Origin of the sequence: Isoptericola sp. NPDC060185 (genome assembly GCF_042728595.1) — a bacterium.
In the GTDB taxonomy this organism is placed as follows: Bacteria; Actinomycetota; Actinomycetes; order Actinomycetales; family Cellulomonadaceae; genus Isoptericola.
The window spans coordinates 1-15,148 of sequence record NZ_JBHWYY010000094.1; the positions used below are offsets into that span (position 1 = coordinate 1).

General features: G+C 71.1%; 10 protein-coding genes. 1 reads left to right on the plus strand and 9 read right to left on the minus strand.

Going from position 1 to position 15,148, the window contains the following annotated elements:
- Window positions 1-33: 33 nt before the first annotated feature.
- Window positions 34-588, minus strand: a complete 555-nt coding sequence (locus ACFWDO_RS19360; protein ID WP_380327086.1) for a GNAT family N-acetyltransferase — start codon at window positions 586-588, stop codon at window positions 34-36.
- A 69-nt stretch (window positions 589-657) separates the two neighbouring features.
- Here ACFWDO_RS19360 and purU point away from each other — a divergent pair, with 69 nt between their 5' ends.
- Complete coding sequence (gene purU, locus ACFWDO_RS19365; RefSeq protein ID WP_380327083.1) at window positions 658-1,503, plus strand: formyltetrahydrofolate deformylase; 846 nt, start codon at window positions 658-660, stop codon at window positions 1,501-1,503.
- 4 nt (window positions 1,504-1,507) lie between these two features.
- On the opposite strand, the gene ACFWDO_RS19370 is transcribed toward purU, so the two are convergent.
- The 8 genes from ACFWDO_RS19370 to pulA form a co-directional block, all read right to left on the minus strand.
- Window positions 1,508-1,996, minus strand: a complete 489-nt coding sequence (locus ACFWDO_RS19370) for a hypothetical protein (RefSeq protein WP_380327080.1) — start codon at window positions 1,994-1,996, stop codon at window positions 1,508-1,510.
- 3 nt (window positions 1,997-1,999) lie between these two features.
- Window positions 2,000-2,458, minus strand: a complete 459-nt coding sequence (locus tag ACFWDO_RS19375) for a hypothetical protein (protein ID WP_380327077.1) — start codon at window positions 2,456-2,458, stop codon at window positions 2,000-2,002.
- 301 nt (window positions 2,459-2,759) lie between these two features.
- Window positions 2,760-3,863: a substrate-binding domain-containing protein gene (locus ACFWDO_RS19380; RefSeq protein ID WP_380326152.1), complete on the minus strand. Its 1,104-nt coding sequence runs from the start codon at window positions 3,861-3,863 to the stop codon at window positions 2,760-2,762.
- A gap of 142 nt (window positions 3,864-4,005) precedes the next feature.
- Entirely contained in the window at window positions 4,006-5,286 is a 1,281-nt protein-coding gene (mmsB, locus tag ACFWDO_RS19385; protein ID WP_380326147.1) for a multiple monosaccharide ABC transporter permease, read from the minus strand.
- Window positions 5,287-5,330: 44 nt separating this feature from the next.
- On the minus strand, window positions 5,331-6,878 hold the full coding sequence (gene mmsA, locus ACFWDO_RS19390) for a multiple monosaccharide ABC transporter ATP-binding protein (protein WP_380326144.1): 1,548 nt from the start codon (window positions 6,876-6,878) through the stop codon (window positions 5,331-5,333).
- Between the two features lie 143 nt (window positions 6,879-7,021).
- Window positions 7,022-7,753 (minus strand): ATP-binding cassette domain-containing protein, encoded by a 732-nt coding sequence (locus tag ACFWDO_RS19395; RefSeq protein ID WP_380326141.1) that lies wholly within the window; start codon window positions 7,751-7,753, stop codon window positions 7,022-7,024.
- Complete coding sequence (locus tag ACFWDO_RS19400) at window positions 7,750-8,949, minus strand: ROK family transcriptional regulator (protein WP_380326138.1); 1,200 nt, start codon at window positions 8,947-8,949, stop codon at window positions 7,750-7,752. The genes ACFWDO_RS19395 and ACFWDO_RS19400 overlap by 4 nt, the downstream gene beginning before the upstream one ends.
- A 166-nt stretch (window positions 8,950-9,115) precedes the next feature.
- Window positions 9,116-15,004: a pullulanase-type alpha-1,6-glucosidase gene (pulA, locus tag ACFWDO_RS19405; protein WP_380326285.1), complete on the minus strand. Its 5,889-nt coding sequence runs from the start codon at window positions 15,002-15,004 to the stop codon at window positions 9,116-9,118.
- Window positions 15,005-15,148 lie beyond the last annotated feature (144 nt).

The following is a 15,148-nucleotide window of genomic DNA, read 5'->3' on the forward strand; positions in this document are numbered from 1 at the left end:
ACCGAGGTCGCGCGGCCCGTCCGGCGCCGTCGGTCATCGCTCCTCGGCCGCGTTCCTCGCGTCGACCTCGTCGAGCACCCGGCGCAGGTAGGTGAGCGTGAGCTTGCCGGCCGCGCGGTCGTACTGCTCCTCGTAGCCGTGCTTGGTGTACATGGCGAGGTTCTTCTTCGAGTCCTTGCCGGTGAAGGCCCAGACCTCGGTCACCTCGGACGGCAGGAACTGCAGGATCGCGAACATCAGCGACGTGCCGATGCCCTTGGCCTGCTGGTCCGGCGCCACGGCCAGGCGACCGAGCGTGGCGCGCGCGCCCTCGATCTCCAGGCGCAGCGAGCCCACCAGGCGGTGGCCCTCCCACGCGCCGACGGTCACGACGTCGTCGCGCGCCATGTCGTCGCGCAGCTCGTGCAGCGTCTGCGTCAGCGGGGGGATGTGCGGGTCGTCGTACAGCTGCGCCTCGCTGACGAACGCCGCCCGCCGCAGGGTCAGCAGCTCGCCCGCGTGGGCGTCGTCGACGAGCGCGATCCGCAGCGCGTCCGCCGCCTCCTCGCGCTCGACTTCCTGGGCGTCGGTGCCTGGTGCCTCGCTCATGGGGCCATCGTCGCAGACGGACGGCGGACGTGTCGTCGCGCGTCGGGAGCCGTCGGCCACAATGGTCCGGTGACCACCGAATGGGTTCTGACGCTCTCCTGCCCCGACCGCCCGGGCATCGTCCACGCGGTGGCGGGCGTGCTGGCCGAGCACGGCGGGAACATCACCGAGTCGCAGCAGTTCGGTGACCCCGCGTCGGGGCTGTTCTTCATGCGCGTGCAGGTGGCGGCGGACGCCGGGCGCGACGCCCTCGCCGCGGCGCTCGCGCCCGTCGCGGAGCGCTTCGGCATGACGTGGGAGCTGGACGCCGTCGGGCGCCGCCTGCGCACGCTGGTGCTGGTCAGCAAGGCGCCGCACTGCCTGGTCGACCTGCTCTACCGCGAGCGCTACCAGGACATGCCGGTCGACGTCGTGGGCGTGGTCGGCAACCACCCGGACCTCGCCGACATGGCCGCCTTCTACGGCAAGCCGTTCCACCACGTGCCGGTCACGAAGGACACCAAGGCGCAGGCCGAGGGGCGGCTGCGTGAGCTGGTCGCCGAGCTCGACGTCGAGCTGGTCGTCCTCGCGCGCTACATGCAGATCCTGTCGGACGAGCTGTGCCGGGACCTGCAAGGCAAGGTCATCAACATCCACCACTCGTTCCTGCCGAGCTTCAAGGGCGCTCGCCCCTACGCCCAGGCCCACGACCGCGGCGTGAAGCTCATCGGCGCGACGTCGCACTACGTGACGGGCGACCTCGACGAGGGCCCGATCATCGAGCAGGACGTCGAGCGCGTGGACCACTCGCGCGCCGTCGCCGACCTCGTCTCGCTCGGCGAGGACGTCGAGCGTCGCACCCTCGCCCGCGCCGTGCGGTGGCACGCCGAGCACCGCGTGCTGCTCGACGGCCACCGCACGGTGGTCTTCCGCTGAGGAACTACCCGCGAACGAGCGTGCAGAACGTCGACGACCCGCTCGGTACGAACGCCGCCAGGGTTCCGGACGTCGTCTTCTTTCCGTTGACGTTCTTGGTGATCTTGTAGAAGACCTGGGTGCCGATGGGGTAAGCCCGAAGCGTCCTGCGGGTCGACGTGAGCTTGGCCGAACAGCTCACCGAGACCGTGCGAGTGCTCGCCTTGGAGACGTTCAGCTCGCCGGCCACGAAGGACCGCGACGCGCCGAGGCTCAACCCGATCGTCCGGGTCGCGCTCACGCTCTTCTCGATCGAGCACCTCGTGCCGGGAGTGCCCGAGCACATGGCGAGCATGTTGTTCATGTTCACGATGCCGGTCGAGCGTCCCGTGACCTTCACGCTGTAGGAAGTCCAGGCCGAGGCGGGTTGTGCAGCGACGACGCCGCTCAGGAGGAACGCGCACACCGTCAGCACCGCCAGGAAGCTACGTGCACCGAGACGAGAGATGGTCACGGGTCAGCCCCCCAGCGTCGAGAGGCCGCAGTGCACACCCACCGGGTTGTAGGCGCGCTGCTTCGAGTTCTCCGTCTTGACGAGTCGTCCCACCGCGTCGTACTTCTTCGTGCGCACGGTGTACGACCACACGTCGTTCACCACGTAGGCCTTCAGGTACGGGTACTTCGCCGTCGTCTTCCGCGAGCAGCTGATGGCGATCGAGACCGTCTTGGAGCTGCTGATCCCCAGCTTGCCCGCGACGAACGTCGTCGACACCCCCGAGGAGACTCCGATGGTGCGGGTTGCCGACCTCGTCTTGTTGATCTTGCAGGTCACGGCGCGGCTAGGAGTACCGCAGGTGGCCAGGACCTGCCCGTAGCTCGTCACCTCCCGAGTCACGCTCTTGTTGACGACCGAGACCACGAACCGGTAATCCTGCGCGGACGCCGCAGTCGTCGGCATGACCAGGAGAAGCGCCACCAGCGCACTGCCTCCCACCAGCAGGCGTCGCCACCATGTCTTACGCACCACTCGCCACCACTTCCTCGTGTTGTCGTCATGTTGAGGACCCCTTCGTTCACACCACACTGGTGCCATGCTCAAGGACCCCGGCGAGACCGTAGTGCCCATGGTCAGGGTCGGCAACACATCGTTCGCACCACGGAATGCCCAAGCCTTCTCATCTCGGTGCGACGTCGTCCCATGCACGACGACGGGCCGCGCCCCCCGAGGGGAGCGCGGCCCGCCGCCGTCGTCGGACCGTGCGGTCCGGCGAGAGTGCTTACTTGAAGACGTCCTCGAGGGTCGGGTCGCCCGCGTAGGTCTCCTCCGCGTTGTCCTTGGTCACGATGACCGGCTCGAGCAGGTTGGCCGGGACCACCTTGACGCCGTTGTCGTAGGACTCGGTGTCGTTGACCTCGGCGTCCTCGCCGGCCTGGTACGAGTCGACGGCGTCGATCGTCGCGGCGACGAGCTTGCGGGTGTCCTTGTAGATGGTGGAGTACTGCACGCCCGCCATGATCGACTTCACCGACTCGACCTCGGAGTCCTGGCCGGTGACGACCGGGACGTCCTTGCCGGCCTGCTTGGCCGACGTCAGCGCCGCACGCGCCAGCGTGTCGTTCGGCGACAGGATGCCGTCGATGTCCTCGTCCTTGTAGCTGCCCGACAGGATCGTGTCCATGCGGTTCTGGGCGTTCTCCGCCTTCCAGCCCTGGGTCGCCGTCTGCTGCTGCGAGGTCTGGCCCGACTTCACCACGAGGGTGCCGTCGTCGATCTTCGGCTTCAGCACGCTCATCGCGCCCTCGAAGAAGGGCTTCGAGTTGGCGTCGTCCGGCGAGCCGGAGATGAGCTCGACGTTGTACGGGCCCTCACCCTTGCGGTCCTTGAGGCCCTCGAGCAGCGACTGGCCCTGGAGCTCGCCGACGTGGAAGTTGTCGAACGCCTCGTAGACGTCGACGGCGTCGGTGTTCTGCAGCAGGCGGTCGTAGGCGATGACCTTGACGCCCTGGTCGTGCGCGGCCTTGAGCTGCGAGCCGAGCTGCGAGCCGTCGATGGCGCCGACGACGATGACCTTGGCGCCCTGCTCGATCATGGCCTGGATCTGGTTCTGCTGCTCCGAGACGCCGCCGTTCGCGAACTGCACGATCGGCTTGTAGCCGGCCTCGGTCAGGCCGTCGTTGAACAGGTTCTCGGCGAGGACCCAGTTCTCCGAGGTCTTCTGCGGGAGGGCGACGCCGATGGTCGCGCCCTCCTCGAAGCCGGCGGCCGCGCTCTCGCCGCCACCGGCGGTGTCCCCGCCGCGGTCCGAGGAGCCGCAGCCGGAGAGCGTGAGCGCTCCCACGGCAGCGAAGGCGACGATCGCCGAAGTGAGCTTGATCTTCATGCTGTCCAACTTTCTGTGCAGGCGCCCATCGTCGGGAGCCGGTCTGGACGGAGCTGTCCTGGGGTGGATCGGGGTGGTGCGGGGGTGGTGCGGGGTGTGACCGCCGGGGCCTGTCCGGCCCCGGCGGCCGCGTCGTGGGTGGTCAGGGCTGCGACGTCGCGCCTTCGGCGACCGGCGCGCCGGCCTGCGACGCGTCGGGCGGCGTGCCGGCGCCCTTGTCCCGGCGGCCCGGGAACAAGAGCCCGATGATGGAGGCGCGGCCGTTGACCTTGCTGTGCACGTCGAACGCGACGGCGACGAGGAGCACGAGGCCCTTGATGATCTGGGTCATGTCCGAGCCGACGCCCATGAGCTGCAGGCCGTTGTTGAGGACGGCCATGACCAGACCACCGATGACGGAGCCGACGACGGTGCCGACACCGCCGGAGACCGCCGCACCACCGATGAAGACGGCGGCGATGGCGTCAAGCTCCCACATGTTGCCGTCCGAGGGGCCGGACGCGGTGGCCCGCCCCACGAAGACCATGCCCGCGAGGGCCGCGAGGATGGACATGTTCATCATCACGAAGAAGTTGGTGCGGCGGATGTTCACGCCCGACAGCGCGGCCGCGGCACGGTTGCCGCCGACGGCGTAGACGTGGCGACCGCCGACGGTCCGCGACGCGATGAAGTTGTAGAGGATGACCAGGACGGCGAGCACGATCCCGGGGATCGGGAACGAGGTGCCGTAGCGGCCCGAGCCGAACAGGAAGGTCACGTACGCGATCACGGCGGCGACGACGACGAGGCGCACGACGGAGACCGTCACGGGCACCGGCTCGATGCCGAGGCGCGTGGCGCGCGCCCGGCGGCGCAGCTCGGACCAGACCACGGCGACGATCGCGAGGACGCCGAGCAGCAGGGTCGAGTTGTTGAGGCCGGTGTTCGGGCCCCACTCGGGCAGGTAGCCGGCGCCGAGCTGCTGGAGCTCGGTCGGGACCGGGACGGTGTTCGACTGGCCGATGTACTGGTTGAGACCGCGGAACAGCATCATGCCGGCGAGGGTGGTGATGAAGCCGGGGATGCCGACATACGCCACCCAGAACCCTTGCCAGGCGCCGATCACCGCCCCCACGGCGAGCCCGAGGAGGATGCCCACCCACCACGGGATGCCCCAGTCGCGCAGCGCGATCGCCACGATGATGCCCGTGACCGCGGCCACCGAGCCGACCGACAGGTCGATGTGCCCCGCGATGATCACGAGCACCATCCCGATCGCGAGGATCAGGATGTACGAGTTGCCGATGATGATGTTCTGCGCGTTCGACGGCGTGAGGACCTTGCCGCCGGTGGCGATCTGGAAGAACACGATGAGCGCCAGCAGCGCGATCACCATGCCGTACTGCCGGAGGCCTCCGCCGAACAGCTGCTTGAGTGACGACATCGTCGTGGGTTCCTTCACTTCCTGGAGGAGGGGTCGGGGGGTGCTCAGCGGGCCGCGGTCGCGGGGGCGCCGGTCATGAGTCGCATGAGCTCTTCCTGGGTGGCGTCCGCGCGGGACACCTCGCCCGTCACGCGGCCTTCGAAGACCGTGTAGATCCGGTCGCACAGGCCGAGCAGCTCGGGGAGCTCGGACGAGATGACGACCACGCCCTTGCCCTCGTCGGCCAGGCGCTGGATGAGGCCGTAGATCTCGTACTTGGCGCCGACGTCGATGCCGCGGGTGGGCTCGTCGAGGATGAGGAGCTCGGGCTCCGTGAACATCCACTTGGCGAGCAGCACCTTCTGCTGGTTGCCGCCCGAGAGCGTGGACACGCCGCGGCGCACGTCGGGCGCCTTGATGGACAACGACTTGCGGTATTCCTCGGCCGCGAGGAACGCCTTGTCGTCGTCGATCACGACGCCGGTGGAGACGCGCGGCAGGTTCGCCGCGACGACGGTCTCCTTGATGGAGTCGAGGAGGTTGAGGCCGAGGGTCTTGCGGTCCTCGGAGACGTAGGCGATGCGGTGGCGGATCGCGGACAGGACGTCGGGGACGGAGATCTCCTTGCCGTCCATCCGGATCGTGCCGCCCAAGAACCGGCCGTAGCTGCGGCCGAAGATGGAGCGCGCCAGCTCGGTGCGGCCGGCGCCCATGATCCCCGCGAAGCCGACGATCTCGCCGCGCCGGACCGAGAACGCCGAGTCCTTGCAGACGAGCCGGCCGGGCACCTCGGGGTGCTCCACGGTCCAGCCCTCGACCTCGAAGAACGTCTCGCCGACCTTCGGCGTGTGGTCGGGGAAGCGGGACTCGAGGGACCGGCCGACCATCCCGCGGATGATGCGGTCCTCGTTGATCTCGCCCGCGCCGACGTCGAGCGTCTCGACCGACCGGCCGTCGCGGATGATCGTGATCGAGTCGGCGATCTCCTCGATCTCGTTGAGCTTGTGGGAGATCATGATGCTGGTCAGGCCCTTGGAGCGCAGGCCGCGCAGCAGGTCGAGCAGGTGCTCGGAGTCGTCCTCGTTCAGGGCCGCGGTCGGCTCGTCGAGGATGAGGAGCTTGACGTCCTTGGCCAGGGCCCGGGCGATCTCGACCAGCTGCTGCTGGCCGACACCGATGTTCTTGATCAGGGTGTCCGGCGACGTCCGCAGGCCGACCCGCGCGAGCAGCTCGGTGGCCTGGCGCCGCGCCTGGTCCCAGTCGATCCCGAGCCGCCCACGGACCTCGTTGCCGAGGAAGATGTTCTCCGTGACCGAGAGCTCCGGGATCAGCGCGAGCTCCTGGTGGATGATCACGATGCCGGCCTGCTCGCTGGAGCGGATGTCCTTGAACGCGACCTCGGCGCCCTGGTACCAGATCTCGCCGTCGTAGGTGCCGTGCGGGTAGACGCCCGACAGGACCTTCATGAGCGTCGACTTGCCCGCGCCGTTCTCGCCGCAGATGGCGTGGATCTCCCCCGCCTTGACCGCGAGCGAGACCTCGTCCAGCGCGCGGACGCCGGGGAACTCCTTGGTGATCGACCGCATCTCGAGCAGTGCGTGGCGATCGGGCATCGCGTCTCCTTCGAAGCACGAGCGGGCCCTCGATGGCCGCTCTGGTACCCGACCACTCCGTTCGGGCACCGGAGACGCTAGACCGCGACCGATCTTGTCGTCAACTAATGAAGACAAGGATCAGGTTGCAACCCGGTAACGGCTCAGACGGCGCCCGTGATCGCCGCGATCAGCTGCTCGTGGCTGGTCGTCGCGGGGAAGGAGCCGTTGTTCCGGCCCAGCCGCAGCACCTCGACCCGGTCCGCGACGGCGCGCACGTCGTTGAGGTTGTGGCTGATGAGGATGACGCCGAGCCCCAGGTCACGCAGGCCTTCGATGTAGGTCAGCACCTCGGCCGTCTGCGCCACGGACAGCGCCGCGGTGGGCTCGTCGAGGACGACGACCCGGGGCGACCCGACCAGCGTGCGGGCGATCGCCACGGCCTGCCGCTGACCCGCCGAGAGGTGCCGCAGCGGCGTGTCCACGGCCGGGATGCGCACGGTGAGGTTCCGCAGCAGCTCGCGGGTCCGCTCCACCATCTCGTCCTCGCGGAGGACGCCCTTGCGGGCCATCTCCTGGCCCAGGAACACGTTGGCGGTGACGTCGAGGTTCTCCAGGAGCGCGGGCTCCTGGAACACGCTGGCGATGCCGAGCCTGTTGGCGGCGGCAGGCGACGGGATCGCCACCTGCTCACCGTCGATCTCGACCTGGCCGGAGTCCGGGGAGAGCACGCCCGCGACCACCTTGGCGAGGGTGGACTTCCCCGCCCCGTTGTCGCCGACGAGGGCGACCACCTCGTGCGCGTGCAGGGTCAGGTCCACGTCGACCAGCGCCTCGACGGCGCCGAAGTACTTGCTCACCTTCCGGAGCGCGAGGACGGGCGAACGGGCGCTCACAGCAGTTCCTCCTGGGGCTGCGGGGGGAGGGCCACGCCCTCCCGGGTCTCGAAGACGTCGATGTGCTGCAGGACCAGGGACAACGCCCCCTCCAGCTCCGCGCGGGCGCCGAGGTCGGAGGCGACGACGTCCACCGGCGGCTCCGCCTGCTGCAGCACCGACTGGCGCTGGATCATCTCGCGGAACGGCTCGAGGAACACGTCGCCCGTCTCCGCGAGCTCGCCGCCCACCACGATCCGTTCCGGGTTGAACGCGGTCGCGACGTTCGCGACGACCCGGCCGACGGTGGCGCCGGCGTCGCGCACGAGCGAGCGGCACCCCGGGTCGTCGTCGTTCGCGAGCCGCACGACGTCGCGCAGGGTGAGCGAGCCGTGGCTGGTGCGCAGGGCCTCCAGCAGGGCCTCCTCGCCGACCACGGTGTTGAGGCACCCGCGGCTGCCGCAGCTGCAGATCCGGCCGGCCGGGTCCACCTGGACGTGCCCGATCTCCCCCGCGGTCCCGGCGACTCCGCGGTGCACCCGGCCGCCGAGCACGATCCCCGCGCCGACGCCGTGCCCGACGCGCACGTAGATCGCGTCGCGGGCCTCGCGGGCCGCGCCGAGCGTGCTCTCCGCGAGGGCGCCGAGGTTCGCGTCGTTGTCCACGAACACGGGCCTGGCCAGCCGTTTCGTGAGCACCTGCGCGACCGGGACGTTGTCCCAGCCCCGCAGCACGCCGCGTACCGAGACCTGCCCCGTGGCGGCGTCGACCGGCGCGGGCAGCGCCACCCCGATGCCCTGGAGCTCGTCCATCGCGGTGCCGAGGCGGTCCAGGAGCTCGACGATCAGCAGCGCGACCCGGTCCAGGCTGGTGTCCGCGCGATGCGCGTCGGCGAGGGGCATCACCTGCTCGGCGAGCACCTCGTGCGAGACGTCGGCGACGGCGACCCGCAGCTGCCGCCGGCCGACGACGACGCCGGAGACGAGGCCGGTCTGGTGCGCCAGCGTGACGAGCTGGGCGCGCCGGCCCGAACGGACGGTGTTGCGGACGTCGAACAGCTCGGCGGCGACGAGCTCCTTGACGATCGTGGAGATCGACGCCTGCGACAGGCCCGTGGCCCCCGCGAGCTCGACCTGCGTCAGCCCGCCGTGCCGCTTGACCGCCTCGACGACCCGGGCGCGGTTGGCCTCGCGCAACGAGGACTGCGATCCCGCCATCGGCACCCGTCCTCTCACGACCCGAAGTCTAGGGCTGGGCGACGGCGCCCCCGCGCGCCGGTCCGGCCGGCACCCGCTTTTCTTCACCCTCTGAAGGCAATGTACCTGCAGGAACGACGTCCGGCCCCGCCTCCGCGAGGGAGGCGGGGCCGGAGACCCTCCGACGTCAGCGCTGCGGGTCCTCCAGCACCGCGACGGTCCGCGCGGGCACGGTGACGGTGCCGGTCCGGGCGTCCCAGCGGGTCCGCTTCACGACCGGGTCGGCGCCCGAGCGCTGCACGGCCGAGAGCCGGAAGTCGCGCCCCGCGAGCTCCGACAGGTCGAGCGTCACGGCCTCGGGCGAGGCGTTGAAGACCGTGAGCAGCCCGTCCAGCCGGCGGTCGACGTCGCGGCCCACCGTGTCGTCCACGGCCATGGCGACCACGCCCGGCGTCGCGTCCGGGCCCGAGCCCGGGAACGACACCTTCTGCTCGATCGCCGCGGCGCTCCCGAGGCGGAACAGCCGGGTCGACGAGCGCAGCTCGAGCAGCTCGCGCGACGCCGTCGAGGCCGTCGCGATGTCCGACGGCGCCGGCTTGAGCCCCGGGTCTGCGAGGAGCGGCGCCATCACCGGCCACGCATCGGAGTTGTCCGCCGCCGGCGGCAGACCGCGGCCGAAGCCGTTGTCCTGCCCCGACCAGTCGATGGCGTTGAACCAGTCGCCCGAGTCGTACGAGTTGCGGTCCAGCGACTTCGAGCGCAGCAGGTCCGTGCCCGCGTGCCAGAACGACGGTGTCTGGGCCAGCGCCGTCGTCGCCAGCGAGACCGTGTTCATCCGCACGCGGTCGCGCATCGTCGTCTCCCGCGGCAGCTTGAGGGTCAGCAGGTCGAAGAGGGTCTCGTTGTCGTGCGCGTCGACGTACGTGACCACCTCCTCCGGCGAGTCCGCGTACCCCGCGGGGGCGCCCCGGTAGTCGAGGTCATCGCCCCGCGTGGTCTCGCCGGCGCCGTCGTCCGACGCCCGGAACGCGAAGTCCCGCAGGTTGCCCGCCAGGCCCAGGCGCACCAGGTCCGCCTGGTGGCCGAGGTCGGCGCGCTCGTCGTCGGAGCCGTCGTTGACGCTGCCGCCGTCGCCCGCGCTGGCCTCGCGGCCGTTCGGGTCGGTGAACAGCCCCGTGCCGAAGCCCTGCGCGAACCGCGACCCGCCGTCCACCGGCGAGCCGCCGTGCACCGCGTCGCGCAGCCGGTCGCTGAACGTCCCGATCCCGGTGCCGCCGAGCTGCCCCTGCGTGGCCTGCGTGAACAGGGCGTCGTCCGCCACCTCCCCGAAGTTCCACCCCTCGCCGTACAGGTAGACCGCGGAGCCGTCGACGCCGTCCTTGCGCACCGTCAGGGCGTCGAGCCCCTTCCGCACGGCGAGCATGTTCTCCCGCGAGTGGTGGCCCATGAGGTCGAAGCGGAACCCGTCCACCTTGTAGTCGCGGGCCCACGTGACCACCGAGTCGACCATCAGCTTCTCGGCCATCGCGTGCTCCGTCGCCACGTTCTGGCAGCACGTGCTGGTCTCGACCGCCCCCGTGGTGGGGTTCAGCCGCTGGTAGTAGCCCGGCACGACCCGGTCCAGCACGCTCTTCGCGTCCTGCCCGCTCGCCGCCGTGTGGTTGAACACCTGGTCGAGCACCACCTGCAGGCCCGCGTCGTGCAGCGAGCCCACCATGGTGCGGAACTCCGCCACGCGGGCGCCGCCCTCCGCGTCCGTGGCGTACGAGCCCTCGGGCACCGTGTAGTGCAGCGGGTCGTAGCCCCAGTTGAAGCCGTCGCCCGCCGCGACCTCCGCCACCGCCGCCTGCTGCTCCTCGCCGTCGGGCGCGAAGCCGGACAGGTCGCCGGTGGTCCGCTGGTCCGCGCGGTCCTCGGGGATCGTGGCGATGTCGAACGTGGGCAGCAGGTGCACCGTCGTCATGCCGGCGTCCGCCAGCTCACGCAGGTGGGTCATGCCGTCCGAGCGCTTCTCACCGAAGGCGAGGTACGTGCCACGCTGCTTCGCCGGCACCGTCTCGTCCGAGATCGAGAAGTCGCGCACGTGCAGCTCGTAGATCGTCTGGTCCACGGCCCGCTCCACCACCGGCTGCGGGGTGGTGCGCCAGACCTTCGGCTGCCACGCCTTGTCGTCGAGGTCGACGACCACCGAGTGCGTCGAGTCGAGCGTGAGGCCGACGGAGTACGGGTCCGTCACGACGTTCGTCTCGACCTTCCCGGTGCTCGGCACGTAGACCTGCACGGCATACCGGTACCGCGCGCCGCCCCAGGCGAGCCGCTTCGCCGCCTTCTTCCCGTCGAGCGTCCACGACCCGTCCCGCTCGCGGACCGCGTCGAACCGCTCGGGGTCGGCGTCCAGGTCGCGGCCGGCGGGCCAGACCAGCACGTCGACGTCCTTCGCCGTGGGCGCCCAGAGCGCGAACGACGCCCACCTGCCGCTGGGGTGCGCCTGGGCGCCGAACGTACGCTTCGATGCCGCCTCGCTGTACAGGTCGTCCAGCACGCCCGGCACCTGCACCCCGGTGGCCGCGGTGAGCCCGTCGCCCGAGGCCCGCGTGACCAGCAGCTGGCCCGTGAGCAGCTCCTCGGCGGCGGCGCGGCCCAGCGGCGCACCGTCGTCGCCCACCGGGGCGAGCGCGGTGTGACCCGCGAGCGCCGGGAAGTCGCGCGCGACGTCGTCGGGCACGTCCCCGGCCGCGGTCAGGTCGTAGGAGGCGGCCCCGTCGGGGAGGTCGCCACCGTCCGGCCCGCGGACCTGGCCGTCGACGACGGCGAGGCCGCCCTCCGGCGCGGTCCACAGGGTCCAGTCGTCGCCCTTCCCGAGATCCCCAGGCGCGAGCACGAGGCCCTGGCGCACCCAGTGCGCGGCCTGCTGGCCGGCGCCGGGCAGCGGCGGGTTCTCGACGCCGATCTCCAGCACGTGGGTGGCGAGGTCGTAGGTGAAGGTCACCGTCTCGCCGTCCCCCACGCTGAAGGAGTAGTTGGCGCCGTCGGGCTTGCCGCCCACGCCGTAGTTCTCGGCCCAGCTCAGCCCGTGCGCCACCTTCGCCTCGTAGGCACCGGCAGCCAGGCGGTCCGTGGACCACGTGTACGTGCCGTCGCCGTCCGGGTCCTTGAGCCACGACGCGAGGCAGTCGGGCGCCCAGGACACGGGTTCTCCGGAACTGCTCACACAGCCGACCTGGTCCTGGAACGACCCGGCCAGCGTGACCACCGGGCCCTGGGCGGTGGACGAGAAGTCGTGGCTCACCGGGTCCCAGTAGAAGGTGACCTTGCCGCCGTCGTGGGAGTAGGTGGCGTTGCCGCCGTCGCGCACTCCCCCGACGCCGTAGTTGACGGCCCACGAGCCGTTGACGGCGACCTTGTACTCGTAGTCGCCGGCGGGCAGGTCGAACGTGCCGGCCCACACGCCGTCGGGACGCTTCGTCAGGCGCGCAGCCTCGCAGTCGGGGGTCCAGTCGCCGGCGCAGCCCATCTCGCTGTTGTGGCTGCCGGCCACGGTGACCATGTCGACGTCGGGCTCGGGCTCCGCGTCCCCGGCGGTGCCGGAGACGTCCACGCCCACGGAGGCGAACGTCGAGGCGGCGGTGCGGTCGCCGTCCGCGTCCTGCGTCACGGCGCGGTACTCCACCAGCGTGCCCTCGGCGAGGCCCTCGGTGTCGTGGAACACGCGGGGCGTGGTGTCCTCGGCGGTGCCGAGGGCGTGCCACTCGTCGCTGCCGACGGCGCGCCACGCGAAGGACGTCTCCGCCCACGCGTCGTCGTCGACGTCGGCCGCCACGGCGGCGGTGCCCGTCACGGCGGCACCCGCCGCGGGGACCGCGACCTCGAGGGTGCCGTCCGAGCCCGCGCCCACGGCGCGGTCCGCGCGCAGCACGACGGCGGACGTCGCGGGCACGGTCAGGGTGACCTCGCCGGCGTCGTCGGCGGTGACGGTAGCCCGGTCGCCGCCGAGCGCCCCGTAAAGCACCTCGTAGGTGGCGCCCGGGGTGAGCGTGGCGAACGTGGCGTCCTTGGCCTGCGCCGCGTTGTTCACCGCCACCAGGTGCTCGACCTTCTCGTCGCGGTCCACCCGGCTGAAGGCGTAGACGCCCGCGCCGTTCTCCGCGTACCGCTCGATCTGCGCGCCGGTGGCGAGCGCCGGGTGCGCCTCGCGCAGCGCCGCCAGCTCGGCGATGTGCTCGTACAGCGGGGCGTCGGTGGCGTACCGGTCGACGCTGCCCGCCTGCTCGCCCGTGACCAGCGGCTGGTCGGCGTACCCGTCCACCTGGGTGGCGAACAGCGTCTGCCGCGCGTCCTTGTCGCCGCCCGTGCCGGCGAAGCCCTGCTCGTCGCCGTAGTAGACCACCGGCTGGCCGCGCGTGAGGTACATGAGGTCGTGCGCCAGCTCGTCGCGGGCCAGCGGCTCGTCCGTGCCGGCGAGCATGTACCCGACCCGGCCCATGTCGTGGTTGCCGAGGAACGTCGGCAGCGCCGACGCGGACTTCGTCGGCGTCGTGTACCGGTCGTCGCTCGCGTACAGGCTCGCCAGGCCGCGGGCGCTGTTGCCGCTCGCGTAGCTGGTCGCCGCCGCCTGGAAGGAGAAGTCGAGCACCGAGCTCATGTCCGTGTCGCGCACGTACGGCGACGTCTTCGCGGAGTCGGCGTCGTACACCTCGCCGAACATGAAGAAGTCGTCCTTGCCCTGCGCGCGGGCGTGGTCCATGACCTGCGCCGACCACGCCTCCCAGAACTCCTTGTTCACGTGCTTGACCGTGTCGATGCGGAAGCCGTCGATGCCGAGGTCGATCCAGTCGTCGTACACGTCGACGAAGCCCTGCACGACGCGCGGGTCCTCCGTCATGAGGTCGTCCAGGCCGTCGAAGTCGCCGTACGTCACCGACTCCCCCGTCCACGTCGAGTTGCCACGGTTGTGGTAGAGCGTCGGGTCGTTGAGCCAGGCGGGAACCTTGACGTCCCCGTCCTGCGGCGCGATCACCGGCGTGTACGGGAACGACGTCGCGGCGTCCAGCTCCGGGAAGTCGTCGCTGCCCGCGACGTCGGCCGGGTCGAAGGCGTTCCCTGCGGCGTCCGTGTACGGCGAGGTGGCCTGGTCGACATAGCCGTACTCGCCCTCGGCGTAGTCGACGACGTCCGCCGTGTGGTTGGTGATGATGTCGAAGTAGACCTTGATGCCTTTGGCGTGGGCCTCGTCGATCAGCGCGCGCAGCTCGTCGTTGGTGCCCAGGTGCGGGTCGATCCGGGTGAAGTCGGTGACCCAGTAGCCGTGGTAGCCCGCGCTCGCGTCGGCGCCCGTGCCCTGCACCGGCCGGTTGAGGAACGACGGCGTGAGCCAGATCGCCGTGGTGCCCAGGCCCTCGATGTAGTCCAGCCTGTCGCGGAGCCCGGCGATGTCGCCGCCCTGGTAGAAGCCCTTGTCCGTCGGGTCGAAGCCCGTCGCGAGCCGGTCGCCGTCGAGCCCGCCCGTGTCGTTGCCGGTGTCGCCGTTGGCGAACCGGTCGGTCATGACGAAGTAGAACCGCTCGTCCGAGCCCGCCTGCCGCACCGGCGGCACCACCAGGTCGGCGTCAGTGGCGTCGTCGTACCCGCCCGCCAGGTCCAGCGGGGTCAGGGCGACGCGGTGGGTCGCGTCGTCGTACGTGACGCGCACGCGCGCGTCGCCGGCCAGCACCAGCGGGGCGTTCTCGTCCGTGCCCTCGCGGCCGTACGACTCGTCCCACGCCCCGTCGAGCGCGACCTTGTACTCGTACGTGCCCGCCGGCAGGTCGACGTCGGCGCTGAACGTGCCGTCGCCGACGGGAGCCAGCGCCGACGCGGCGCACGTGGGGTCCCAGTCCTGGGCGCAGCCCAGCTCGGTCTGCAGGCTCCCGACCAGGGTCGCCGTGCGGTCCGCGGCGCCGGCCGCCGGGGCCGTCGAGAGAGCCAGCCCGGCGAGGCCCGCGGACAGCGCGGGGACGGTCAGTGCGAGGGCGGTCAGCGACGCCGCGGTGCGGGTCGCGGGCCGTCTGGAGGCAGGCGCTGGTCCAGCACGATGCATGGGAGGACTCCTTCGTCGTCCGGGCGCGCGAGGCCGCGACCCGAGCGCGACTGTACCGTTGCTGCAACCTTGCAGCAACGGTCGCGCCCGTTCTGTTGTGAGCGGACGTTTGGCCCTGTTCGCACCGCGAAACAGGGCCAAACG

What these genes read in the sequence shown, in the direction of transcription:
- ACFWDO_RS19360 (WP_380327086.1), bottom strand. Translation starts at nt 588, where the DNA reads ATGAGCGAGGCACCAGGCACCGACGCCCAGGAAGTCGAGCGCGAGGAG.
- ACFWDO_RS19380 (WP_380326152.1), bottom strand. Translation starts at nt 3,863, where the DNA reads ATGAAGATCAAGCTCACTTCGGCGATCGTCGCCTTCGCTGCCGTGGGA.
- mmsB (WP_380326147.1), bottom strand. Translation starts at nt 5,286, where the DNA reads ATGTCGTCACTCAAGCAGCTGTTCGGCGGAGGCCTCCGGCAGTACGGC.
- mmsA (WP_380326144.1), bottom strand. Translation starts at nt 6,878, where the DNA reads ATGCCCGATCGCCACGCACTGCTCGAGATGCGGTCGATCACCAAGGAG.
- ACFWDO_RS19400 (WP_380326138.1), bottom strand. Translation starts at nt 8,949, where the DNA reads ATGGCGGGATCGCAGTCCTCGTTGCGCGAGGCCAACCGCGCCCGGGTC.
- pulA (WP_380326285.1), bottom strand. Translation starts at nt 15,004, where the DNA reads ATGCATCGTGCTGGACCAGCGCCTGCCTCCAGACGGCCCGCGACCCGC.